Here is a 22,297-nt window from a genome sequence, read left to right on the forward strand (position 1 = left end):
TCTCGGGCCTTTGCCCCGATGAACAAGAACAAGGAGCGCGTCATGAAGCTGGAAACCCTCGCCGTCCATGCCGGCTACAGCCCAGACCCAACCACCCGCGCGGTGGCTGTGCCGATCTACCAGACCACCTCCTACGCGTTTGACGATACCCAGCACGGCGCGGACCTGTTCGACCTGAAGGTGCCGGGCAACATCTATACACGCATCATGAATCCCACCACCGACGTGCTCGAACAGCGCGTCGCGGCACTGGAAGGCGGCGTGGCGGCATTGGCTGTGGCCTCGGGAATGGCGGCGATCACCTATGCCATTCAGACCATTGCCGAAGTTGGCGACAATATCGTTTCGGTCGCCAAACTCTATGGCGGCACCTTCAATCTGTTTGCCCATACCCTGCCGCGCCAAGGCATCGAGGTGCGCTTCGCTGCCCACGACGATATCGCTGCGCTGGAGTCGCTGATCGACGAGCGCACCAAGGCGGTGTTCTGCGAATCCATCGGCAACCCAGCCGGCAATGTCATTGATCTCGCCGCGCTGGCAGACGCCGCACACCGCCACGGCGTACCGTTGATCGTCGATAACACCGTCGCTACACCGATGCTGTGCCGCCCCTTTGAGCATGGCGCGGACATCGTCGTGCATTCGCTAACCAAGTACATGGGCGGCCATGGCACCAGCATTGGCGGCATCGTCGTCGACTCAGGGAAGTTTCCCTGGGCACAGCACAAGGAGCGCTTCGCGCTGCTCAACACGCCTGACGTGTCCTATCACGGCGTCACCTACACCGAGGCGTTCGGCCCCGCCGCTTTCATCGGCCGCTGCCGCGTGGTGCCGCTGCGCAACATGGGCGCGGCGATTTCGCCGTTCAATTCGTTCCTGATCCTGCAGGGGCTGGAAACGCTGGCGCTGCGCATGGAGCGGCATTGCGAGAACGCCTTGAAGGTTGCCGAATACCTGCAGGCACACCCGCAGGTGGCGTGGGTGAAATATGCCGGCCTGGCCGATCATCCGGAGCATGAATTGGCGCGCCGTTATATGAGCGGCACGCCGGCGTCGATCCTCTGCTTCGGCATCGAAGGGGGCATGGAGGCCGGCGCGCGCTTCATCGATGCGCTCAAGCTGATCGTGCGGCTGGTCAACATCGGCGACGCCAAGTCGCTGGCCTGTCATCCCGCCAGCACCACGCATCGCCAGCTGAACGCCGAAGAACTCGCCCGGGCAGGCGTTTCCCAAGATCTGATCCGGCTGTCGATTGGCATCGAGCACATCGATGACATCCTGGCCGACCTGACCCAGGCCCTGGACGCGGCCAAAGGCTGATTTCGCAAGACCGCTTTGCTCGCGACGCTTGATATCGCTTGATATCGGCCAGCGAGGCTCCACATTACTGCGACAGACCGCTGTGGAGCCTCGCCATGACCGACTCGCTGATCATCCCCTGCGCACATTGCGCCAGCCTCAACCGCATCCCCGCCGACCGGCTGCACGACGCGCCGCGCTGTGGACGTTGCAAGGAAGAAGCCTTGCCGAACACGCCGTTCGAGCTGCAGCAGAATCAGTTCGCCAACCAGATCAAGGGTGATTTGCCGCTGCTGGTGGATGTCTGGGCCAGCTGGTGCGGCCCGTGCCGCAGTTTCGCCCCAACCTTCGCCCAGGCGGCCGCCCAGCTGCAGGGCCGTTGCCGATTGGCCAAACTGGACAGCGAGGCCAGTCCGCAACTGTCTAGCCAGCTCGGCATTCGTTCGATTCCCAGTTTGATCCTCTTCAAGCAAGGCAAGGAAGTGGCGCGCCAGAGCGGTGCGATGCCATTGCCGCGGCTACTGGCCTGGCTCCAACAGCACGGGATATGACAGGCGCCACGCAGTAGTCTGATCGGCTTCTGAGGAGGCGGAAGAAGGTCTGGTAGCCATGCGGCTCGACGCCGGCATCGTCACGGCACGCGCAGCCTTGGAGATCGGGCTTTTTGGCAAACCTAGAACAGACCACCGACCAACCCCGCAGTTCCATGCATTAGGCCTGCCTTTTATCCGGATATTTCACGCAACGTTTGCCTAGGCTCGAGCGCGATTGGATAATGCCGCCGTTTTCACGGCAGACATTTACCGATAGTCGCTGTACAAGGACGTCGACACGCCAATAACAAAGGCTCGAGGATGAGCCGGTGAGTTCAGCGTGATTCAATTCGAAATCGATCAATGGCAGGCTTGGGCTCCAGGCCTGGCGAGCACTGATGACTGGGCCAATTGGGCCGGGGATCCGTGCGAGCTCGAAAGCAGTGACGCACAACCGGACGTCAGCTTCCTGCCGGCCATGCAGCGCCGCCGCCTGAGTCGCCTGGCGCGCATGGTGTTCGCCGTGGCCACTCCTCTGGCGGCCAACCGGGCGCCAATGCCGCTGGTCTATGCCTCCCGTCACGGCGAGACCACGCGCACTTTCGCCATCCTCAATGACCTGGCGAGCGACGAGCCACTTTCCCCTACCCAGTTCAGCCTGTCGGTGCACAACGCGATCATCGGTCTCTGGTCCATCCAGCAGCAGGACACCAGCGAGATGACGGCGCTCGCAGCTGAAGGTGACGGATTGGAGCATGCCGTACTCGAAGCAGCCTTGTTGCTCGGGGAAGGCGCTCCCGAAGTCCTGGTGGTGGTCGCGGAAGATCAGCCCCCTGCGGTCTATGCGCCCTGGATCCACGACGTCAGCTTTCCTTATGCCGTGGCGCTGTTGCTGAAGCCGGGCAAGACCTGGCAATTGAGCCTCGAAACAGCCGAGCCAGCCGCTAAGCAGGCATCGCACCCGCACGCGATCAAACTGGTCCACGCACTGCTCAAGGACCAACCAACCTTTCAAAACACCTGGGAGAGCCGCCAATGGAACTGGCAGCAAACCTGTTGAACCGCCGATACAGCGCGCCTTGGCTGTGGCGCCTGGTCGCGACCGGGCTGTCGTTTGCCCTGTTCGGTCTCGGCGGGCTCTGCCTGCGAATGATCGTTTTCCCTGTGCTGGGTCTGCTGCCAGGCGACACGACCGAACGCCGCGGTCGGGCGCGGCAGACCGTGAGCCGGCTGTTCTGGCTGTTCGTCCAATTCATGTACCGCAGCGGCGTACTGACCTATGAAGTCGAAGGTGCCGAACGGCTCGGCCGCCCTGGGCAGTTGGTGATCGCCAACCACCCTTCGCTGATCGACGTGGTGGTGCTGATCGCACTGATCCGTGACGCCAACTGTGTGGTCAAGCAGAGCCTATGGGACAACCCTTTCACTCGCGGGCCGATACGTGCGGCTCAGTACATCAGCAATAACGGCAGCGCGGAGATGCTCGACGACGCAGCCGATGCGCTGAGGCAAGGCCAGACGCTGATCATCTTTCCCGAAGGCACGCGCACCACGCCGGGCCAGGCGCCTCAGTTTCATCGGGGCGCGGCGGCTATCGCGCTTCGTGGCGCACGGCTGGTCACACCGGTCGTGATCACCGTAACGCCCACCACCCTGACCAAAGCCGAGCCCTGGTATCGGATTCCGGCAAGACGTTTTCATTTTCATCTGCGCGTCGGTGAGGATATCGACCCGCAGATGTTCGCTTCGCGTGGCGCAGCACCCATTGCCTCTCGGCAACTCAACGATCATCTGCATCGACACTTCATAAAGGAGCTCGCACTCGATGAGCCAACTGCAGCTTGAAATCAAGCAACTGATCATCGACGCCCTGGGTCTGGAAGACCTCGGCCCGGACGACATCGCGGCTGACCAGCCGCTGTTTGGCGAAGGGCTCGGGCTGGATTCGGTCGATGCGCTGGAGCTGGGTCTGGCGATCCAGAAGCGCTTCGGCATCAAAATCGACGCCGATGCGAAGGACACCCGCAAGCATTTCGCCAGTGTCGATAGCCTGACCGCCTACGTCAGCGCCAACCGCGCCGTCACCGAGGAGGCTTGAAATGGAAAGCCGCAACGAAATCTTCCAGACCCTGCGCGATGCGCTGGTTGAGCTGTTTGAACTCGAACCCGAGCGAATCAGCCTGGAAGCCAACCTATACCAAGATCTTGAAATTGACAGCATCGACGCCGTCGACCTGATCGATCACATCAAGCGCCAGACAGGCAAGAAGATTGCTGCAGAGGAATTCAAGTCGGTACGAACCGTGGGCGATGTCGTCGAGGCGGTGTATCGGCTGGTGAACCCGCAACCGGCCTGACCCACCCGATCAACCAACCAAGCATTGTCCGGTGAGCCCAGAGCTCCCCGGATCAAGCTCCCATGCGCAAACGGACGGCACGATGCAGACACCCGCTCGAACAGGCACTGCGAACGCCAGTCGGCTAACAGGCCTCGCCCTGTTGCTGGCCGGCCTCGCCTACCCGTTCGTTGTGTATGTGGGCCTGGAGCAGCTGTCGCCTCGGCTCTTTGCGCTGCTGCTCGGCGCGCTCTGGCTGGCTCGCCTATGCAGTGGCAAGCAGACACCGCTGAGCAATACGGTGGCAGCGACCGCGCTGCTGTTCTGCCTGTTGCTGGGGCTGGCTGACGAGCCGGCGTTGTTACGCTGGTATCCCGTACTGATCAGCCTGGCGCTGCTTGGCCTGTTTGCCGGCAGCCTCTACTCCGGCATGCCGATCATCGAACGCCTCGCGCGGCTAAGCGAACCCGAGCTCCCACCCGCGGCGGTGCGCTATACGCGGCAGGTGACCTGGGTCTGGGTGGGCTATTTCATCGTCAACGCCGGTATCGCCAGCGCACTCGCGCTCTGGGCGCCGCTGAGCTGGTGGACTCTTTACACCGGATTGATCGCCTATCTGCTGATGGGACTGTTATTTGCCGGTGAGTGGTTGATACGCCAGCGCGTCAGGAACGTTACATGAACTGGATTCCCCTCGAACATCTGCTCGACCAGACGCCCACGTCGCGGCCGGTCACGCTCGATCCCGTCCTGGAGCATGCCGAGCTGCGCCAACGAGCGCTGCGTGTGGCTGCCGGGCTGCGTAACCGCGGCGTCGCCAGGCTCGCAGTGCATCTGGAGGACGCCGGCGAGCTGGCGATTGCCTTGCTCGGCGCCTGGCGAGCCGGCGTAACTGTATTGCTACCCGCCGACCTGCAGCCCGCCAGCCGAGCGCGACTGGCCCACCAGGCCGACCTCTGGCTGACCGACCAGGACGGCGATGCTCATCTCTCGGAGCTGTTTGCCGAGCCGCTCGAAGGGGCGAAGCTGGATCTGGACCAGTGCCGACTGCTGCTCTGCACCTCCGGCTCCAGTGGCGAGCCGAAACTGATCGACAAACGCCTGCGCCAGCTGGCAAACGAAGTGGAAACACTCGAAGCCTGCTGGGGCGCCGAACTCAGCGACGCCTGCGTGATTGCCAGCGTCGCCGCGCAGCACATCTATGGACTGCTGTTCCGCGTGCTCTGGCCGTTGTGCGCCGGCCGTCCCTTTCTGCGCCGCGCGCAACCCTTTTCCGAAGACCTGCAGCTGGCCAGCCGTCAGCATCCGCGCTTCTGCTGGGTGGCCAGCCCGGCGTTGCTCAAGCGGATGGGGGACAACCTCGACTGGCCGGCTTTGCGCAGCGTGCGCCGGGTCTTTTCCTCGGGAGGAGCCCTGGATGTCGTGGCAGGGCAGCGACTGCAGCAGCGCCTGGGTCAGCTACCGACCGAGATCTACGGCAGCTCCGAGACCGGTGGCATTGCCTGGCGCCAAGGCGGCGCCCTGTGGCAGCCCTTCGCCGGCGTGCAGTTGAGCCAGGACGATCATGGAGCGCTGCGCATCGCATCGCCTTGCCTACCTCCAGGCCACGTCGAGCAAACCGCCGATGCGGCGCGCATCGAAGCAGATGGACGCTTCGAGCTGCTCGGCCGACTGGATCGCATCGTCAAGCTGGAAGAGAAACGCATTGCTCTGCCGATGCTCGAAACAGCGTTGGCCGCTCACCCTTTCGTCAGTGACGCGCGGCTGGGGGTGATCAATGACAATCGCGCCTACCTCGCGGCGCTGGTCGCACTGAGCGAAGCCGGCCTGCATGCGCTGCGCAACGGGGGTCGACGCGCATTGACCGAGACGTTGCGTAAGCACTTGGCAAACCACTGCGAAGCGCTAGCCTTACCGCGCCGCTGGAGGCTGGTCGCCCAGCTGCCCTGCAACAGCCAGGGCAAGCTCGCGCAGGCACAACTCGACGCGCTGTTACAGGCGCCGCGCCCGCTGCAGCCGGAGCGACTCAGCGCTTCCCAAGAAGAAGACCAGTGGCAGCTGCAGTTGGCCGTCCCGCTGGACCTCGCGCACTTCACCGGGCATTTCCCGCAGACCCCGGTTCTGCCCGGCGTGGTGCAGATCGACTGGGCCATCGGCCTCGCCCGCGAGCTGATCGCCGACCTGCCACCGAGCTTTCAAGGCATGGAAGTGCTCAAGTTCCAACAGCTCGCCCGTCCGGGTGACCAGTTGAGTCTGACGCTGCGCTTCGACCGCGAGCGCAGCAAGCTGCACTTCGCATACCGCAACGGCGACGCACCCTGCTCGTCCGGCCGCATTCTGCTGGGAGATCCGCTGTGACCATGCTTACCCCGCTTGAGCCTGCGATGGCGACCGTGCCCGTTAAGGACAGCCCTCAACAGTTGTCGCTAGTGATTGACGAAGACTGGTTCAAGCCCTGTGCGGTGGTGCCGGTGTACAACCACGAGGCCAGCCTGCCCGGCGTCGTTCGTGCATTGCTCGCCGAAGACTTGCAGTGCGTGCTCGTTGATGATGGCTCCAGCCCGGCAGCGGCGGCGGTTATCGATCAGTTGGCAGAACATCCCTCAGTGCACCTGCTCCGCCACCGCCGCAATCAGGGCAAAGGCGCGGCGGTCGCATCCGGCCTGCGCGAGGCGTCGCGCCTGGGATTCAGCCATGCACTGCAGGTGGATGCCGACGGCCAGCATGACCTGGGCTGCGTGGCGCTGTTTCTCGACCGTGCCAGCCAGGCGCCGGATGCACTGATCTGCGGTTATCCCCAGTACGACTCGAGCGTGCCGAAGGGGCGTCTTTATGGCCGTTACCTGACCCATGTCTGGGTCTGGATCAACACCCTGTCCTTGTCGATCCGCGACTCCATGTGCGGCTTTCGCGTCTATCCGCTGCCCCCCACCCTGGCCCTGCTCGACGCGATGACGTTGGGTCAGCGCATGGACTTCGACACCGAAATCCTGGTTCGCCTGCACTGGCGACAGCAGCCGATGGTCTGGCTTCCGACGCGGGTGCACTACCCGGCCGATGGGGTTTCGCACTTCCGTCTGTGGCGCGACAACCTGCTGATCTCGTCAATGCACGCACGGCTGTTCGGCGGCATGCTCATGCGGGCGCCCGCACTGCTCTGGCGTCGGTGGTGGGGATGAGCGACAAGGCCGCAGCCGGTTCGCATTGGGCCGCGCACCGCGAGCGGGGCAGCTTTGCCTTGATGAAGCTAACGGCTTGGGCCGTGCGCCTGCTTGGCCGACGTGCCATGGCACCGCTGCTGTACCTAATCGTGCTGTATTTCTACCTGTTCAACCGCAGCGCACGGCAGAGCGCCTGGCGTTACCAACAGAACCTCGCCGCGTACAGCGGCCGCGCCGATCTGGCGCCCAACTGGCACTCGGTCTATCGCCAGTTCATGGCCTTCGCCGATGCCTTGCTGGACAAGCTCGATGTCTGGGGTGGACGCCTGAGGCTGGATCGACTGGTGCTGCATGACAGCGCCAACCTGCACGCTGACCTCAAGGCGCCGCGTGGCCAGCTGCTGGTCGGCTCGCACCTGGGCAATCTGGAGATCTGCCGAGCCCTGGCAGAAATGGGCCGCAAGGTCAGAATGAACGTTCTGGTACATACCCGCCACGCCGAACAATTCAACCGGCTACTGAACGAGTCCGGCGCGAACAACTTGCGGCTGATCCAGGTCAGTGAGCTCGACCCGGCGATCATGATGGAGTTGTCCCACCGGCTGGACCAAGGCGAATGGCTGGCCATCGCCGGTGACCGGGTACCGCTACAGGGCGCGCGCATTGCCACCGCCGACTTTCTAGGACAGCAGGCCGCTTTTCCACAGGGCCCCTGGCTATTGGCCGGGTTGCTGCAATGTCCGGCAAATCTGTTGTTCTGCCTGAAACAGGGCGAGCAATTTCATGTCCATCTGGAGCCCTTCGCCGACTGCATCGAATGGCGCCGAGGCGAACGCGATGCCGTCGTGCAGCGCTGGGTGCAGCGCTACGCGGATCGACTGGCGGCACGCTGCCTGGAGGCACCCTTGCAATGGTTCAACTTCTACCCTTTCTGGGACACCCATGAACAACGCTGAGCCCGTCATCTTTGGCGAAAACCACCTGCGCATCGAGGACCTGCTGGCCGTGGCCCAGAGCCGTGCGCCCGCCCGGCTGCAGTCCGACGCGGCGTTCCGCGAACGGATCGCCCGCGGTGCACAGTTTCTCGACACCCTCCTCGACCGCGAAGGTGTGATCTACGGCGTGACCACCGGCTATGGCGATTCCTGCGTGGTGGCGGTGCCGCTGCACCAGGTCGAAGCCCTGCCGCAGCATCTGTTCACCTTTCACGGCTGCGGCCTGGGCAAGCTGCTCGACGCGGAAGCCACGCGCGCGGTCCTGGCCGCCCGCCTGCGTTCGCTGACGCACGGCATGTCTGGGGTACGCATCGAGTTGCTCGAGCGCATGCAGGCGTTCCTTGAGCATGACGTGCTGCCATTGATCCCCGAAGAAGGCTCGGTCGGCGCCAGCGGTGACCTCACGCCGCTGTCCTATGTCGCGGCGACCCTGGCTGGCGAGCGAGAGGTGATGTATCGGGGGGAACGCCGCAGCGCCGCCGAGGTACACCGCCAGCTTGGCTGGACGCCATTGACGCTGCGTCCCAAGGAGGCCCTGGCGCTGATGAACGGCACCGCAGTGATGACCGGCCTGGCCTGTCTGGCCTATGCCCGCGCCGATTACCTGCTGAAACTGGCGACCCGGATCACCGCGCTCAACGTCATCGCACTGGAAGGCAATCCGGAACATTTCGACGAGCGCCTGTTCGCTGCCAAGCCGCACCCTGGGCAAATGCAGGTGGCCGCCTGGATTCGTCAGGACTTGGCCATCGAGGCGCCGGCGGCGCCGCTGCATCGCCTGCAGGACCGTTACTCGCTGCGCTGCGCCCCGCACGTGCTCGGTGTGCTCGCCGACAGCCTGGGCCTGCTGCGGCAGTTCATCGAAACCGAACTGAATAGCGCAAACGACAACCCGATCATCGACGCGGAAAACGAGCGGGTGCTGCATGGTGGGCATTTCTATGGCGGACATATCGCCTTCGCCATGGACAGTTTGAAGAATCTCGTCGCCAACGTCGCAGACCTGCTCGACCGGCAGCTCGCGTTGCTGGTCGATACTCGTTACAACCACGGCTTGCCGAGCAACCTGTCCGGCGCCCCCGAAGCCACAGCGATGATCAACCATGGCTTCAAAGCCGTGCAGATCGGCGCCAGCGCCTGGACCGCGGAAGCCCTGAAGAACAGCATGCCGGCCAGCGTTTTTTCGCGATCGACCGAGTGTCACAACCAGGACAAGGTGAGCATGGGCACCATTGCCGCACGCGACGCATTGCGCAGCCTGGAACTGACCGAGCAGGTCGCCGCCGCCACGCTGATCGCCGCGAACCAGGGCGTCTGGCTGCGTCAACGTCAGCAGGGCTCGCGGCCGCTACCGGCACCGCTATCGCTGATGCACGAAGCGCTTGGCGAAGACTTCCCACCGCTGATCGAAGACCGTGCGCTGGAAGGCGAACTGCGCCTTTGCCTCGAGCGAATTCGTGCGCAGCACTGGGGGCTGTATGCGTAAGGGCGGCGTACTGCAGGCAGAAGTCGAAGTGCTGGTGCCCTTCTTCGACGTCGACTCCATGGACATCGTCTGGCACGGCCATTACGTCAAGTATTTCGAAATGGCGCGCTGCGCCCTGCTCGACCGTATTGGCCACAACTATGTGCAGATGAGAGAAGCCGGCTACGCCTGGCCGATCATCGACGTACAGCTGCGCTACATGCGCGGCGCCCGTTTCAATCAGCGCATCGTTGTTCGCGCCGATCTGGTCGAGTGGGAGAACCGCCTGAAGATCAACTACCTGATCAGCGACGCAGAAACCGGTGAGCGCATGACGCGCGGCAGCACCGTTCAAGTTGCCGTGGAGATCGCCAGCCGCGAAATGCTGCTGGCTTCGCCGAAGGTGCTGGTCGAAGCCGTGGAGCGCGCGCTGCTGTGAAGCGTTTATTCAACAGCCCTTGCTGGGCCTTGCTGGTCGCGCTGAGCCTGATGTTGGCGCCAACATCCCGCGCCAACGCCTTCGATTTGGTCCAACTCAGCCTGCAGTTGCGCGAACCCACGGTGGTTCGTGGCACCTTCACCCAGGAGAAATACCTGCGCGCACTGCCCCAACCGCTGGTCAGCGTGGGCACCTTCGTCCTGGCGCGCGACAGGGGGCTGCTGTGGTTCCTGCAAGATCCGGTGCAACAGGATTACCGCATCAGCGCCGCCGGCATTGCCCGACGCACGCCAAACGGCTGGAAGCAGACCAGTCAACAAGGGCCTGCGGCGCGACAGAACGAGCTTTTTCTAGCCGTACTGCAGGGCGATACCGAAGCCCTGCAGCGCGATTTTGAACTGCAACTGACGGGAACTGCGCAGGCCTGGGCGCTGACTCTGACGCCGCGCTCCCGACTGCTTGCACAGATCTTCTCCACCATTCTGATTCAGGGGGGTGCCACCGCCGAGCGTATCGAGCTGGTCGAAGCCCAGGGCGACAGCACTCTGCTAACGCTGACTGACATTCAGATCGACGATCAGTTGAGCCCCGGCGAACACCATGACCTCGCCGACTGATCACGCGCTCAGGCTGCCGGCCTGGCTCTCCTCGCTATTCTTTTTGGCGCTACTCGGACTGGTCGCGTTGACCGCATGGCAATGGCGCAATGGCCCGCCGATCAGCGCCAACCTGCTGCAGTTGCTGCCCAGCGGCGCGCCAGGGGAACTGGAGCAACTCGCCGAGCAGCGCGTGCAGGCCCCGCTCAATCGCGACCTGATGCTGCTGGTTCAGCATGAAGACGAAGACACGGCCGTCGCGCTGGCCCAGGAGGTCGCTGGCAACCTCAAGGCCAGCGGCCTGTTCGCACAGGTTCGCCGCTCTGTGCAGGCCGATTTGCCAGCGATGCGCCAGCAGTTGCTGGATCAACGACTGGTATTGCTCGACCGGGCCAGCCGCGAAGCCCTGATCGCCTCACCCGAAGACTTCATTCAACAACGTCTGCAGCGCCTGTTCAGCCCGTTCGAAAGCACCAGCCTCGTGCCGGTCGAAGAAGACTGGTTCGGCTTGGCCGACCTGGCGCAGCGTCGGCTCCCGCATCCGGGCAATATCCATCCGCGCCTCGATGGCGCATTGCTGGCCGAACATGACGGCCAGCGTTGGGCCGTGATCCATGCGCAAATCCACGGCGACGCCTTTGATGACAAGCTGCCACTCCTGGTCGACGATCAGGTCCGTGCCGCTCGCCACCGGGTCGAGTCCCAGCAGGGCGAACTGCTCGCGGCTGGCGGCGTGCTGCATGCGGCGTACGGGCAGCGCCAGGCGCGTGAGGAAGCGAGCCTTATCGGCAGCGTCTCGCTCGTCGCCACGCTCGCCTTGCTCCATCTGCTGTTTCGTACATCGCGCGTCCTGCTGGTCGCGTTGCCGGTGCTGGTCGGGGCGCTCAGCGGCGCCGCGGCCTGCGTTGCACTGTTCGGTCAGATCCATGTGCTGACCCTCGTTCTAGGGGCCAGCTTGGTCGGTGTCAGCATCGATTTCCCGCTGCATTACTTGTCCAAAAGCTGGACGTTGCAGCCCTGGCAGGCATTTCGGGCATTACGCTTGACACTGCCCGGCCTGGCCCTGGCGCTGGCGACCAATGTCATCGGCTATCTAGCCATGGCGTTTACCCCGTTTCCGGCGCTGAGCCAGGTCGCCGTCTTTTCTGCCGCCGGGCTTCTGGGCGCCTTCGCCTGCGCGACCTGCCTGCTCCCCTCGTTGGTGAACGTGCCACTGCAGCCGTGGGCGGCCCCGCTGAGCTGGGCTGAACGCGCCTTGGCCCTGCGTCAACGGTTGCTCGGTCGGCTGCCGTCGAGCTGGCTGCTGGCCGGCTTCGTGGTGTTCTGCCTGGCCGGCATCAGTCAGGTGTCGTTCAAGGATGACCTGCGCCAATGGGTCAGCCGAGCGCCGGCGCTGCAACAACAAGCCGAGCGCATCGGCCAGATCACTGGCTTCGAGCCGACCAGCCAGTATTTCCTGGTTCGCGCGCAGACGGCTGACGAGTTGCTGGAGCGCCAGGAAGCGCTCGGCACCCGCCTTGACGAGCTGGTGGCGGAGCAGAAGCTGCGCGGTTATTTAGCTCTGAGCCAGTTGGCGGCCACGACCGTCGCCCAGGAAAGCCTGCATCTCGCCCTGCCGCGCCTGCTGGAATACAGCCAGCCACTGCTGGCGCTTGGCATGACTGCTGGGGCACTCGAAAAGGAACTTGCCGCTCTGCAGGCGAAACCAGTGACAGGTCTGGATCAGGTGTTGGCAGGACCGATTGCCGAACCGTGGCGCCCGCTTTGGCTGGGCACGCGGAGCGACGGCACGGTTGCTGGCCTGATCAGCCTGCAAGGACTGCGCGACAGTTCGGCGCTGCACGGCCTGGCAGATGGTATTGACGGGGTCAGCCTCATCGACCGGCCCGCAGAGCTGAATCGCTTATTTGCCGAGACCCAGCGCCAGGCGGCCCTGCTCAAGATGTTTGCCGCTGTCGTTATCCTGGCTCTGCTGTGCCTGCCGTTCGGCTGGAGCGGCGCCCTGCGCTGCCTGGCTGTTCCGCTACTTGCAGCGCTTGGCAGCCTTGCCTGCCTCGGTTGGCTGGGCCAGCCATTGACCCTGTTTGGCCTGTTCGGCCTGTTATTGGTCACGGCAATCGGGGTGGACTACGCGATTCTCATGCGTGAGCGGATCGGTGGCGCTGCGGTGAGCCTGGTCGGCACGCTACTCGCGGCCGTCACGACCTGGCTATCGTTCGGCCTCCTGGCCTTGTCGAGCACACCGGCTGTGAGCAACTTTGGCCTGGCGGTGGGCATCGGTCTGGTATTTGCGTTTCTGCTCGCGCCTTGGGCGGCAAAAACCACCGAAGAGCCAGCATCTTGACTGCCCAGCGTAACGCCTGGTTATGGCCATGGCGGACCTTGGCTGAGTTTCCAACGCGACCAGACCAAGGCAATCGCCCGAATAACGACCTGTCTTATCCAACCCGCCGGCAACAACCGGCATCCGCCACCCTTGTCGAGTCGAATACATGAAGGCTTCCTCGCATTCAGAAAAACGTAGCGTCGTCGTTATTGGCGCGGGGCCTTCTGGGGCCATCGCCGCTGCCCTGCTCAAGCGTCAGGGGCATGACGTGCTGATCATCGAACGACAGCGGTTTCCACGCTTTTCAATCGGAGAGAGCCTGCTCTCGCATTGCCTGGATTTCATCGAGGAAGCCGGCATGCTCGAAGCGGTACAGGCCGCCGGTTTCCAGATCAAACATGGCGCGGCGTTCGGTTGCGGTGACCGCTACACCGAGTTCGATTTCCGCGACAAATTCACCGAAGGCCACGGCAGCACCTATCAGGTGCAGCGCGCGGATTTCGACCAGCTGTTGGCCGATCAGGCCGCTCTGCAAGGCGTAGAGATTCGTTACGAAGAGGAGATTACCGCCGCGGATTTCGACGGCCCGCACCCGTATTTGCAGGTCCGCCGCCTCGACGGTAGCGAATATGCGCTGCACGCCGACTTTGTCCTCGACGCCAGCGGCTACGGCCGGGTGCTGCCGCGCTTGCTCGATCTGGAAGCGCCGTCGAGCTTTCCGCTGCGCCGTGCGGTGTTCACTCACATCAGGGACAACATTGACGATCCGCATTTCGACCGCAACAAAATCCTCATCACCACCCACCCTGAATGGCGCGATGTATGGTTCTGGACCATCCCCTTCAGCGACGGCCGCTGCTCTCTGGGCGTCGTCGCCAGTGCGGAACGTTACGCAGGACGCCCGCTGGATCTGGACGCCTGTCTCAAGGCGTTCGTCATGGAGGCCCCCAACCTGCAGCGCATCCTCAAGCGCGCTGAATGGGACACGCCGGCACGCCTGATCAACGGATACTCGGCAAACGTCAAAGCGCTGCACGGCCGCGGCTTTGCGCTTCTGGGCAATGCGGCCGAGTTTCTCGACCCAGTGTTTTCGTCCGGGGTCACCATTGCGATGCGCTCGGCAAGCATGGCGGCTGCGGTACTGCACCGGCAGCTGAACGGCGAGACCGTGGACTGGGAAGGCGAATTCTCGACCCCTCTGAAGCGGGGCGTGGATACCTTCCGCGCCTATGTCGAGGGCTGGTACGACGGCAGCTTTCAGGACGTGATCTACTACGAACGCGCCCAGCCGGAGATTCGCCGCATGATCTGCTCGATCCTCGCCGGTTACGCCTGGGACAATAGCAACCCCTACGTCGCCGAGCCCAGACGCCGCTTGCGCGTATTGGCCGAGCTCTGCGCCACTCCGGCGCCTGCATGATTTCGATGAAACACAAGCTGTCACGTCTGATCTGGCTACCGCTGCTGCTGTTGCTCGGCGCCTGCGCGCAGCAACAGCCCTTGCCGAGCCAGGCGCCACGGCTGTCGCTGCCGATGCAGTTGCATGTCCAGCGTTACGAGCAGGGCGAAACCGACGATTGGCTATTGGTGATTCAGCAAGAAGGGGCTGCATTGCGTTGGTCGCTGTTCAACCCACTGGGCGTACCGCTGGCGCGCCAGCTACTCCTTGATGGACGCTGGCAGGCCGATGGGCTGCTGCCGCCCAACGCCGAAGCGCGTGCGCTGTTTGCCGCCTTGCTATTCGCACTCAGCCCCGCTGAGCAGCTGGACGAGCTCTATGCTGGTAAGCCTTGGGCACTTCAGCAAAACGGCCGGTCGCTGGCAGACGATACCTCGGCCTGGCACGTTCGCTATGAGAAAAATGGCGGCTTCGAACTCGACGTCGAACCGACGCTGACCTATCGTGTCGCGCCTATCGCGCCAGCCGGAGCCCGCCAACAATGACTGCCTACCTCAATGCACTCGGGCTGATTTGCGCCCTGGGGCGCGGCAAGGCTGAAGTCGCACGCCGCCTGCTGGCAGGCGACAGCTCAGGTATGCAGCCGCATCCCCAGATGATTGCCGGGCGCCGTCTGCCGGTCGGCGCCGTCACTGGCGAGCTACCCTCGCTCGCCGATGCGCCGCTGCAGCACGCCACCCGCAACAACCAGCTGCTGTTGGCTGCTCTGGACGAAATCAAATGCGAAGTGGATGAAGCAATTTCCCGCTTCGGCCCAAGCCGTGTCGGCGTGGTCATGGGGACGAGCACTTCCGGCATTCAGGAGGCGACCCAGGGAATAGCCCGTCTGGTACGTGACGGCCAATTGCCGTCCAGCTATCACTACACCCATCAAGAGCTTTGTGCACCGGCCAGCTTCATCAGTGAGCGACTGCAGCTCAGCGGCCCGAGCTACGCGATATCCACGGCGTGTACGTCGAGTGCACGCGCACTGCTCAGTGCCAAACGACTGCTGGATGCGGGCGTCTGCGATGCAGTGATCTGTGGCGGGGTGGATTCGCTGTGTGACCTGACCCTTCGCGGTTTCAGTTCGCTGGAGGCGACCAGCGCCCATGTCTGCAATCCGTTCTCGGTCAACCGAGACGGCATCAATATTGGCGAAGCGGCGGCTGTGTTCCTGATGACCCGTGAACGCGCCCCGATTGCCCTGCTAGGCGGCGGCGCCAGTTCCGATGCGCACCACATCTCGGCCCCCGACCCGCAGGGGCTAGGCGCGATAGAGTCGATGGGCAAAGCATTGCGCAGCGCCGCAGTTCTCGCCGAGCAGATCAGCTACCTGAACCTGCACGGCACCGCTACGCGACACAACGATGCGATGGAAAGCCTGGCTGTGGCTGCGGTGTTTCCAGCCGGCGTGCCCTGCTCATCCACCAAACCGCTCACCGGCCATACCCTGGGTGCCGCCGGAGCGCTGGAAGCGGCGTTCTGCTGGCTGACCCTATCCGACCATAACCCTGCACAGCAGCTGTCGCCGCATCGCTGGGACGGCGAGCAAGACGCCGACCTGCCATGGTTGAATCTGGTTGCACCCGGCACCCAAGCGACAGCGGCCGGGCAGCGGCGAACGATGAGCAACTCCTTTGCTTTTGGTGGCAATAACATCAGCCTGATCCTGGGAGATGCGCCATGATTGATTGGCCAGTAGCTGGACTACTGCCTCATGCGGGAGACATGATCCTGCTCGACGCCGTCGAATCATTCGATGCGGATAGCATTACCGCGCAATTGCAGGTGAAGCCTGGCGGCCTGCTCAATTCGCCCGACGGCAGCCTGCCGGCCTGGGCTGGCATCGAGATAATGGCGCAGACGGTCGCCGCCTTTGCTGGCTGCCAGGCGCGCCAGGCCGGACAACCAGTGGAACTGGGCTTTTTACTGGGCACCCGCCGCTTCCAATGCAATGTAGAGCACTTCCCAGCCGGTAGCCGGTTACGCATCCATGCGCTGCGTTCGCTGCAGGATGACAACGGCATGGGCGTGTTCGAATGCCATCTCGACGGGCCCGGCATCCATGCCGAGGCGCGCCTCAACGTGTACCGCCCGCCCGAAGTGGCGAGCTATCTGCAAGAGCCTTCCCCATGAGTAACAGCATTCTCGTCACCGGTTCCAGTCGCGGCATCGGCCGCGCCATTGCGTTGCGCTTGGCACAAAGTGGTCACGACATCGTCCTGCATTGCCGCGCGCGGCGGGACGAGGCGGAAACCGTCCAGACGCAGATCCAGGAGATGGGCCGCGCGGCGCGGATTCTGCAGTTTGACGTGGCAGATCGCGCACAATGTCGTGAACAGCTTGAAGCCGATGTCGAAACCCATGGCGCCTACTACGGCGTGGTGTGCAACGCCGGGCTGACCCGCGACGGCGCCTTTCCCGCCCTGACCGAGGACGACTGGGATCTGGTCATGCGCACCAACCTGGACGGTTTCTACAATGTCCTGCAGCCACTGACCATGCCGATGATACGTCGCCGCCAGCCTGGGCGAATCGTCTGCATTACCTCGGTGTCGGGGCTGATCGGCAACCGCGGCCAGGTCAACTACAGCGCGTCAAAGGCCGGCGTGATCGGCGCGGCGAAGGCTCTGGCTGTGGAACTCGGTAAACGACGCATCACCGTTAACTGCGTCGCACCCGGGCTGATCGATACCGACATGCTCGACGACAACCTGCCCATCGAGGAGATGCTCAAGATGATTCCAGCACAGCGCATGGGCACGCCTGAAGAAGTCGCCGGTGCGGTCAACTTCCTGATGTCGGACGAGGCCAGCTACATCACCCGGCAAGTACTCGCCGTCAATGGCGGGTTGTGCTGATGAAGCGCGTCGTCGTCACTGGCATGGCCGGCATCACCTCACTGGGCAGCGACTGGGCCAGCATCGAGGCTCACTTCAGCAGCAACCGCAGCGGCATTCGCTACATGCCCGAGTGGGACCGGTTCACCGAGCTCAACACCCGACTGGCAGGACCGGTGGATGACTTCGCGGTCCCTAAACACTGGACGCGCAAGCAGTTGCGCAGCATGGGTCGGGTGTCGCGGTTGTCGGTAAAGGCCGCCGAACAGGCCCTGGCTCATGCGGGCCTGCTCGATGATTCATCAATCCGCGACGGACGCATGGGCGTTGCCTGCGGCTCATCTACCGGCAGTACCGAGGAGATCAAGGCCTTCGGCAACATGCTGCTCAACTCGGTGGCCGACGGGCTGAACGCCAACTCCTACATCCGCATGATGCCGCACACCACGGCAGCCAATATCAGCATCTTCTTCGGCCTCACTGGCCGCGTGATTCCCACATCCAGTGCCTGCACCAGCGGCAGCCAAGGCATTGGCTACGCCTATGAGGCGATCAAGTTCGGCCGCTTGCCGATGATGCTTGCTGGCGGTGCCGAGGAGCTTTGTGCCACCGAAGCCATGGTCTTCGATGCGCTGTATGCCACTAGCCTGAAAAACGACGCACCCGATACTTCTCCACGCCCCTATGACGCCGGTCGCGACGGCCTGGTGATCGGCGAAGGTGCTGGCATGTTGGTGTTGGAAGAGCTCGAGCACGCCCTGGCCAGGGGCGCCACCATTCACGCCGAATTGATCGGTTTTGGCAGCAATGCCGACGGCCAACACGCCACTAAGCCGGAACAACTGACCATGTGCCGCGCCATGCAGCTGGCCCTCCAGGATGCCGGACTGCCGCCCGAGGCTATCGGCTACGTCAATGGCCACGGCACCGCGACCGAACAGGGCGACATTGCTGAAACCCTGGCGACTCAATCGCTGTTCGGCAGCCGCATGCCAATCAGCTCGCAGAAGAGCTTTCTCGGCCATACGCTAGGTGCCTGCGGCGCGCTGGAGTCCTGGTTCAGTATCGAAATGATGAACCGCGACCATTACATTCACACCCTGAATCTGGACAGCATTGATCCGCGCTGCGGTGAACTGGACTACCTCGTCGACGCGCCGCGCACCATGCAGCACGAATATGTGATGAACAACAACTTCGCCTTCGGCGGCATCAACACTTCATTGATATTTCGCCGCTGGGCTTGACCCCTTCAACCAAAAACACCGCAAGGAGAATGCAATGAAGAAAAACACATGGATCGGCGCAGCACTGGTGCTCTGTGCATTACCCGGAATCAGCCAGGCCCGCGACACTACGCATTACCTGCCGTTCGAGCAAGTCGTGGCCGAGGCAACCGCCTCCGGCAAACTCGACGGCAGCGTGAAGTTCTACCTGGCCGGCAAGACGCCCAAGAGTGCCCAAATCATTCGCCGGGACGTTTCCACCAGCAAGAAAACCAACGCCTTCAACAAGACCGACGAAGGTGCCTGCAGCTGGGCGCTGCAATCGGCGCTGATCGGCATGCAACAGGCAGCCAAGGCGGCAGGTGCCAATGCGGTGGTGGACATCGCCAGCAACTACAAGCACGTCGAATACAAAGACAGCCAGAAGTATGAGTGCCATGCCGGCGCAATCATGGCGGGGGTGGCAATCAAGGGCAACTTGGCGAAGGTCAAGTAACACCGTGGCGCTCGGGACCGCACAACGGGGCCGGGCGCGCTGCGCGGGCGATGACCATCCAACTGTCGTCGTTGCCGAACGAATAACTGGACCGGGGAGTCAACATACGCAGACCCTTCCACTTCAAGGAGCTGCCCATGTTTGGCAAGTCAACGCACAAGTTCGAAATCAATTACCTCTTCCAGAACGAACCGCGTAACCATCTCATCGATTCGGAAGAAGAGCGCATGTCGCAGGCCAGTGCCGCTCGGCATCTGATCGAATTGCACAATGGCGATGCGGAGAACAGCCTGGTCATACCAGAGGCCGGGGCTGACGAGGGCAAGATTCTGGAACAAGCCGAGGTCATCGGTATCACCGATATCCGGGTGACCAAACTGGTTCACGAGCATGAACCAGGGACCACCCCAGGCCACTACCAGCAGCCATAAAAAAGAGCCGCTAACAGCGGCTCTTTTTTCATCGTAATCAATCAGCGGTGGTATTGCGCCGAGAGTTCGTGAACGGCCTCGATAAACGCACCGGCGTGGGCCGGATCGACCTCAGGGGTAATGCCGTGGCCCAGGTTGAACACGTGACCTTCGCCTTGCCCGAAGCTGCCCAGAATACGGCCGACCTCGGCACGGATCGCCTCAGGCTTTGCGAACAGCACGCTCGGGTCCATGTTGCCCTGTAGCGCGACTTTGTCACCAACGCGTGCACGCGCGACGCCGATGTCGCAGGTCCAGTCCAGCCCCAGTGCTTCGGCACCGGTCGCCGCCATGGACTCCAGCCAAAGCCCACCGCCCTTGGTGAACAGAATGACCGGTACACGTCGACCGTCATGTTCGCGAATCAGCCCATCGACAATTTTCTGCATGTAGGCCAGGGAGAATTCCTGATAGGCCGCGGCGGAAAGGCTGCCACCCCAGGAATCGAAAATCTGCACCGCCTGGGCGCCCGCGAGGATCTGTCCGTTGAGGTAGCTCGTCACCGACTGCGCGAGCTTGTCCAGCAGCGCATGCATGGCCTGCGGATTTTCGTAGAGCATCGCCTTGGATTTGCGGAAGTCCTTCGAGGAGCCGCCTTCGACCATGTAGGTCGCCAACGTCCAAGGGCTGCCGGAAAAGCCTATCAACGGAACGCGGCCGTTGAGCTCGCGACGAATGGTGCGCACCGCGTCCATCACGTAACCCAGATCTTTCTCTGGATCCGTAATCGGCAGCGCCTCAATGTCGGCCATGTTGCTGACGACCTTCTTGAAACGTGGGCCTTCACCGGTCTCGAAGTACAAGCCCAGCCCCATGGCGTCCGGCACAGTGAGGATGTCGGAGAACAGGATCGCCGCGTCCAGCGGGTAACGCTCAAGCGGCTGAAGGGTGACTTCACAGGCGAGTTCGGGATTCATGCACAGGCTCATGAAATCGCCCGCCTTGCTGCGGCTGGCCCGGTATTCCGGCAGGTAGCGGCCGGCCTGACGCATCATCCACACCGGGGTGACGTCGACAGGTTGCTTGAGCAGTGCGCGGAGAAAGCGGTCGTTCTTCAAGGCAGTCATGTCTGGGTTCCAGCTGAAAAGTGGCGGCATTGTCGCAAAGCGGAAAACAAAAGGCACGGCGAGCGCCGTGCCTTTTATCTATGGCCTTGATTCTGGTCAGGCTTTCCGGCGCATGCGGCGGACCTGATCGGCGGGTCACAGAAGCATGACCTGTCTGTGGTCAGACTTCCAGGTAGTCGAGGATGCCTTCTGCAGCCTGACGGCCTTCGAAGATCGCCGTCACCACCAGGTCGGAGCCGCGCACCATGTCGCCACCTGCGAAGATTTTCGGATTGCTGGTCTGGTGTTTGAACTGCCCCATCTCTGGCGCTACGACGCGGCCCTGGTTGTCGGTCTGGATGGCCTGCCCTTCGAACCAGTCGGCCGGGCTCGGACGGAAGCCAAACGCAATCACCACTGCATCGGCTGGCAGCACTTCCTCGGAACCGGGAATCGGCTCGGGGCTGCGACGGCCACGGGCATCCGGCGCGCCAAGACGCGTCTCGACGACCTTGACGCCTTCAACTTTGCCTTCGCCGACAATAGCGATGGGTTGCCGGTTGAAGAGGAACTTAACGCCCTCCTCCTTGGCGTTCTTCACTTCCTTGCGCGAGCCTGGCATGTTCGCCGCGTCACGACGGTAGGCGCAGGTCACGCTCTTGGCGCCCTGGCGAATGGAGGTGCGGTTGCAGTCCATGGCCGTGTCGCCACCGCCCAGAACCACGACTCTCTTGCCTTTCATGTCGACGAAGTCTTCCGGCGACTTCTCGAACCCGAGGTTGCGGTTGACGTTCGCGATCAGGAAGTCCAGCGCATCGTGGACGCCAGGAAGGTCTTCACCGGGGAAGCCTCCCTTCATGTAGGTGTAGGTGCCCATGCCCATGAATACGGCGTCGTAGTCGGCGAGCAACTGGTCGATGGTCACGTCCTTGCCCACTTCGGTGTTCAGGCGGAACTCGATCCCCATCCCGGTAAAGATTTCACGGCGACGGCTGAGGACCGTCTTCTCCAGCTTGAACTCTGGAATACCAAAGGTCAGCAATCCGCCGATCTCCGGATTCTTGTCGAACACCACCGGGGCCACGCCGCTGCGCACCAGTACGTCAGCACAGCCCAGACCGGCCGGTCCAGCGCCGATGATGGCGACTTTCTTGCCGGTCGGCTTGACCTTGGACATGTCTGGACGCCAGCCCATGGCGAAGGCGGTATCGGCGATGTACTTTTCCACGGAACCAATGGTAACCGCGCCGAAACCGTCATTCAGCGTGCAGGCACCCTCGCACAGGCGATCCTGCGGGCAGACGCGCCCGCAGACTTCCGGCAGAGTATTGGTCTGGTGCGCCAGTTCGGCCGCGGCGAGGATGTTGCCTTCCGAAACCAGCTTCAGCCAGTTGGGAATGTAGTTGTGAACCGGGCACTTCCACTCGCAGTAGGGGTTGCCGCAACCCAGGCAGCGGTGGGCCTGCTCGCAGGCCTGCTGCGGCTTGAAGGGTTCATAGATCTCGACGAACTCTTTCTTGCGCTGTCGCAGCAGCTTTTTCTTCGGATCCTTGCGCCCGACTTCGATGAACTGGAAGTCGTTATTCAGACGTTCAGTCATTTCAAAACCTCTTAGCGGCAGCCGCAAG

24 protein-coding genes are annotated in these 22,297 nt (G+C 62.9%); 22 read left to right on the plus strand and 2 right to left on the minus strand.

The genetic code is table 11. The features are described from left to right. Nucleotides 1-42 precede the first annotated feature (42 nt). The 22 genes from ACQKIK_RS20360 (at nt 43) to ACQKIK_RS20465 (ending at nt 19,584) form a co-directional block, all read left to right on the plus strand. Nucleotides 43-1,320, plus strand: a complete 1,278-nt coding sequence (locus tag ACQKIK_RS20360) for a bifunctional O-acetylhomoserine aminocarboxypropyltransferase/cysteine synthase (RefSeq protein WP_045430729.1) — start codon at nt 43-45, stop codon at nt 1,318-1,320. Nucleotides 1,321-1,415: 95 nt separating this feature from the next. Further along, entirely contained in the window at nt 1,416-1,850 is a 435-nt protein-coding gene (trxC, locus tag ACQKIK_RS20365) for a thioredoxin TrxC (protein WP_499137281.1), read from the plus strand. 322 nt (nt 1,851-2,172) lie between these two features. Further along, nucleotides 2,173-2,892 carry a beta-ketoacyl synthase chain length factor gene (locus tag ACQKIK_RS20370; RefSeq protein WP_499137282.1) on the plus strand — a complete coding sequence of 240 codons (720 nt, stop codon included), beginning with the start codon at nt 2,173-2,175 and terminating at the stop codon, nt 2,890-2,892. Further along, the gene (locus ACQKIK_RS20375; protein WP_499137283.1) at nt 2,868-3,677 is read left to right on the plus strand and encodes a lysophospholipid acyltransferase family protein; all 810 of its coding nucleotides are present in this window, start codon (nt 2,868-2,870) and stop codon (nt 3,675-3,677) included. Before ACQKIK_RS20370 ends, ACQKIK_RS20375 begins: the two co-directional genes overlap by 25 nt. Further along, entirely contained in the window at nt 3,658-3,930 is a 273-nt protein-coding gene (locus ACQKIK_RS20380) for a phosphopantetheine-binding protein (protein ID WP_045430738.1), read from the plus strand. The genes ACQKIK_RS20375 and ACQKIK_RS20380 overlap by 20 nt, the downstream gene beginning before the upstream one ends. Nucleotide 3,931: 1 nt before the next feature. Next, on the plus strand, nt 3,932-4,189 hold the full coding sequence (locus ACQKIK_RS20385; protein ID WP_045430740.1) for an acyl carrier protein: 258 nt from the start codon (nt 3,932-3,934) through the stop codon (nt 4,187-4,189). A gap of 82 nt (nt 4,190-4,271) precedes the next feature. After that, nucleotides 4,272-4,850 (plus strand): COG4648 family protein, encoded by a 579-nt coding sequence (locus ACQKIK_RS20390; RefSeq protein ID WP_499137284.1) that lies wholly within the window; start codon nt 4,272-4,274, stop codon nt 4,848-4,850. Then, entirely contained in the window at nt 4,847-6,526 is a 1,680-nt protein-coding gene (locus ACQKIK_RS20395; RefSeq protein ID WP_499137285.1) for an ApeI family dehydratase, read from the plus strand. The genes ACQKIK_RS20390 and ACQKIK_RS20395 overlap by 4 nt, the downstream gene beginning before the upstream one ends. Next, nucleotides 6,523-7,347, plus strand: a complete 825-nt coding sequence (locus ACQKIK_RS20400) for a glycosyltransferase family 2 protein (protein WP_463307576.1) — start codon at nt 6,523-6,525, stop codon at nt 7,345-7,347. The genes ACQKIK_RS20395 and ACQKIK_RS20400 overlap by 4 nt, the downstream gene beginning before the upstream one ends. Further along, a complete protein-coding gene (locus ACQKIK_RS20405; RefSeq protein WP_463307575.1) occupies nt 7,344-8,285 on the plus strand; it encodes a lysophospholipid acyltransferase family protein in 942 nt (313 codons plus the stop codon). Before ACQKIK_RS20400 ends, ACQKIK_RS20405 begins: the two co-directional genes overlap by 4 nt. After that, nucleotides 8,272-9,810, plus strand: coding sequence for an HAL/PAL/TAL family ammonia-lyase (locus ACQKIK_RS20410; protein ID WP_463307574.1), 1,539 nt, complete (start codon nt 8,272-8,274; stop codon nt 9,808-9,810). The genes ACQKIK_RS20405 and ACQKIK_RS20410 overlap by 14 nt, the downstream gene beginning before the upstream one ends. Next, nucleotides 9,803-10,228, plus strand: coding sequence for an acyl-CoA thioesterase (locus tag ACQKIK_RS20415; protein ID WP_064481363.1), 426 nt, complete (start codon nt 9,803-9,805; stop codon nt 10,226-10,228). Before ACQKIK_RS20410 ends, ACQKIK_RS20415 begins: the two co-directional genes overlap by 8 nt. A 50-nt stretch (nt 10,229-10,278) precedes the next feature. Then, complete coding sequence (locus tag ACQKIK_RS20420) at nt 10,279-10,845, plus strand: outer membrane lipoprotein carrier protein LolA (RefSeq protein WP_463307588.1); 567 nt, start codon at nt 10,279-10,281, stop codon at nt 10,843-10,845. After that, entirely contained in the window at nt 10,829-13,168 is a 2,340-nt protein-coding gene (locus ACQKIK_RS20425) for an MMPL family transporter (RefSeq protein WP_463307573.1), read from the plus strand. Before ACQKIK_RS20420 ends, ACQKIK_RS20425 begins: the two co-directional genes overlap by 17 nt. Before the next feature lie 148 nt (nt 13,169-13,316). Then, complete coding sequence (locus tag ACQKIK_RS20430; protein ID WP_463307572.1) at nt 13,317-14,570, plus strand: NAD(P)/FAD-dependent oxidoreductase; 1,254 nt, start codon at nt 13,317-13,319, stop codon at nt 14,568-14,570. Further along, nucleotides 14,567-15,094 carry a DUF3261 domain-containing protein gene (locus ACQKIK_RS20435; RefSeq protein ID WP_463307571.1) on the plus strand — a complete coding sequence of 176 codons (528 nt, stop codon included), beginning with the start codon at nt 14,567-14,569 and terminating at the stop codon, nt 15,092-15,094. The genes ACQKIK_RS20430 and ACQKIK_RS20435 overlap by 4 nt, the downstream gene beginning before the upstream one ends. Beyond that, entirely contained in the window at nt 15,091-16,278 is a 1,188-nt protein-coding gene (locus tag ACQKIK_RS20440) for a beta-ketoacyl-[acyl-carrier-protein] synthase family protein (RefSeq protein WP_463307570.1), read from the plus strand. Before ACQKIK_RS20435 ends, ACQKIK_RS20440 begins: the two co-directional genes overlap by 4 nt. Then, a complete protein-coding gene (locus ACQKIK_RS20445; RefSeq protein ID WP_463307569.1) occupies nt 16,275-16,727 on the plus strand; it encodes a hotdog family protein in 453 nt (150 codons plus the stop codon). The genes ACQKIK_RS20440 and ACQKIK_RS20445 overlap by 4 nt, the downstream gene beginning before the upstream one ends. Continuing rightward, entirely contained in the window at nt 16,724-17,452 is a 729-nt protein-coding gene (fabG, locus tag ACQKIK_RS20450; protein WP_499137286.1) for a 3-oxoacyl-ACP reductase FabG, read from the plus strand. Before ACQKIK_RS20445 ends, fabG begins: the two co-directional genes overlap by 4 nt. Continuing rightward, nucleotides 17,452-18,678 carry a beta-ketoacyl-ACP synthase gene (locus tag ACQKIK_RS20455; protein WP_499137287.1) on the plus strand — a complete coding sequence of 409 codons (1,227 nt, stop codon included), beginning with the start codon at nt 17,452-17,454 and terminating at the stop codon, nt 18,676-18,678. The genes fabG and ACQKIK_RS20455 overlap by 1 nt, the downstream gene beginning before the upstream one ends. Nucleotides 18,679-18,712: 34 nt before the next feature. Then, the gene (locus tag ACQKIK_RS20460) at nt 18,713-19,153 is read left to right on the plus strand and encodes an excinuclease (protein WP_319297453.1); all 441 of its coding nucleotides are present in this window, start codon (nt 18,713-18,715) and stop codon (nt 19,151-19,153) included. Nucleotides 19,154-19,290: 137 nt separating this feature from the next. Beyond that, nucleotides 19,291-19,584 carry a hypothetical protein gene (locus ACQKIK_RS20465; RefSeq protein ID WP_499137288.1) on the plus strand — a complete coding sequence of 98 codons (294 nt, stop codon included), beginning with the start codon at nt 19,291-19,293 and terminating at the stop codon, nt 19,582-19,584. A gap of 41 nt (nt 19,585-19,625) precedes the next feature. Here ACQKIK_RS20465 and hemE read toward each other — a convergent pair whose 3' ends face one another. Together hemE and ACQKIK_RS20475 are read right to left on the minus strand one after the other, a co-directional pair. After that, nucleotides 19,626-20,690 (minus strand): uroporphyrinogen decarboxylase, encoded by a 1,065-nt coding sequence (hemE, locus tag ACQKIK_RS20470; protein ID WP_200636340.1) that lies wholly within the window; start codon nt 20,688-20,690, stop codon nt 19,626-19,628. A 160-nt stretch (nt 20,691-20,850) separates the two neighbouring features. After that, nucleotides 20,851-22,269: an FAD-dependent oxidoreductase gene (locus tag ACQKIK_RS20475; protein WP_046162902.1), complete on the minus strand. Its 1,419-nt coding sequence runs from the start codon at nt 22,267-22,269 to the stop codon at nt 20,851-20,853. Between the last annotated feature and the right edge of the window lie 28 nt (nt 22,270-22,297).

The sequence above is a fragment of the Pseudomonas sp. NPDC047961 genome (assembly GCF_050272435.1).
In the GTDB taxonomy this organism is placed as follows: domain Bacteria; phylum Pseudomonadota; class Gammaproteobacteria; order Pseudomonadales; family Pseudomonadaceae; genus Stutzerimonas.

Coding starts and splice junctions, on each gene's coding strand:
- ACQKIK_RS20420 (WP_463307588.1), top strand. CDS start 10,279: ATGTTGGCGCCAACATCCCGCGCCAACGCCTTCGATTTGGTCCAACTC.
- ACQKIK_RS20425 (WP_463307573.1), top strand. CDS start 10,829: ATGACCTCGCCGACTGATCACGCGCTCAGGCTGCCGGCCTGGCTCTCC.
- ACQKIK_RS20460 (WP_319297453.1), top strand. CDS start 18,713: ATGAAGAAAAACACATGGATCGGCGCAGCACTGGTGCTCTGTGCATTA.
- ACQKIK_RS20445 (WP_463307569.1), top strand. CDS start 16,275: ATGATTGATTGGCCAGTAGCTGGACTACTGCCTCATGCGGGAGACATG.
- ACQKIK_RS20385 (WP_045430740.1), top strand. CDS start 3,932: ATGGAAAGCCGCAACGAAATCTTCCAGACCCTGCGCGATGCGCTGGTT.
- ACQKIK_RS20390 (WP_499137284.1), top strand. CDS start 4,272: ATGCAGACACCCGCTCGAACAGGCACTGCGAACGCCAGTCGGCTAACA.
- ACQKIK_RS20430 (WP_463307572.1), top strand. CDS start 13,317: ATGAAGGCTTCCTCGCATTCAGAAAAACGTAGCGTCGTCGTTATTGGC.
- ACQKIK_RS20465 (WP_499137288.1), top strand. CDS start 19,291: ATGTTTGGCAAGTCAACGCACAAGTTCGAAATCAATTACCTCTTCCAG.
- ACQKIK_RS20380 (WP_045430738.1), top strand. CDS start 3,658: ATGAGCCAACTGCAGCTTGAAATCAAGCAACTGATCATCGACGCCCTG.
- ACQKIK_RS20415 (WP_064481363.1), top strand. CDS start 9,803: ATGCGTAAGGGCGGCGTACTGCAGGCAGAAGTCGAAGTGCTGGTGCCC.
- trxC (WP_499137281.1), top strand. CDS start 1,416: ATGACCGACTCGCTGATCATCCCCTGCGCACATTGCGCCAGCCTCAAC.
- ACQKIK_RS20360 (WP_045430729.1), top strand. CDS start 43: ATGAAGCTGGAAACCCTCGCCGTCCATGCCGGCTACAGCCCAGACCCA.
- hemE (WP_200636340.1), bottom strand. CDS start 20,690: ATGACTGCCTTGAAGAACGACCGCTTTCTCCGCGCACTGCTCAAGCAA.
- ACQKIK_RS20375 (WP_499137283.1), top strand. CDS start 2,868: ATGGAACTGGCAGCAAACCTGTTGAACCGCCGATACAGCGCGCCTTGG.
- fabG (WP_499137286.1), top strand. CDS start 16,724: ATGAGTAACAGCATTCTCGTCACCGGTTCCAGTCGCGGCATCGGCCGC.
- ACQKIK_RS20455 (WP_499137287.1), top strand. CDS start 17,452: ATGAAGCGCGTCGTCGTCACTGGCATGGCCGGCATCACCTCACTGGGC.
- ACQKIK_RS20440 (WP_463307570.1), top strand. CDS start 15,091: ATGACTGCCTACCTCAATGCACTCGGGCTGATTTGCGCCCTGGGGCGC.
- ACQKIK_RS20405 (WP_463307575.1), top strand. CDS start 7,344: ATGAGCGACAAGGCCGCAGCCGGTTCGCATTGGGCCGCGCACCGCGAG.
- ACQKIK_RS20410 (WP_463307574.1), top strand. CDS start 8,272: ATGAACAACGCTGAGCCCGTCATCTTTGGCGAAAACCACCTGCGCATC.
- ACQKIK_RS20475 (WP_046162902.1), bottom strand. CDS start 22,269: ATGACTGAACGTCTGAATAACGACTTCCAGTTCATCGAAGTCGGGCGC.
- ACQKIK_RS20395 (WP_499137285.1), top strand. CDS start 4,847: ATGAACTGGATTCCCCTCGAACATCTGCTCGACCAGACGCCCACGTCG.
- ACQKIK_RS20435 (WP_463307571.1), top strand. CDS start 14,567: ATGATTTCGATGAAACACAAGCTGTCACGTCTGATCTGGCTACCGCTG.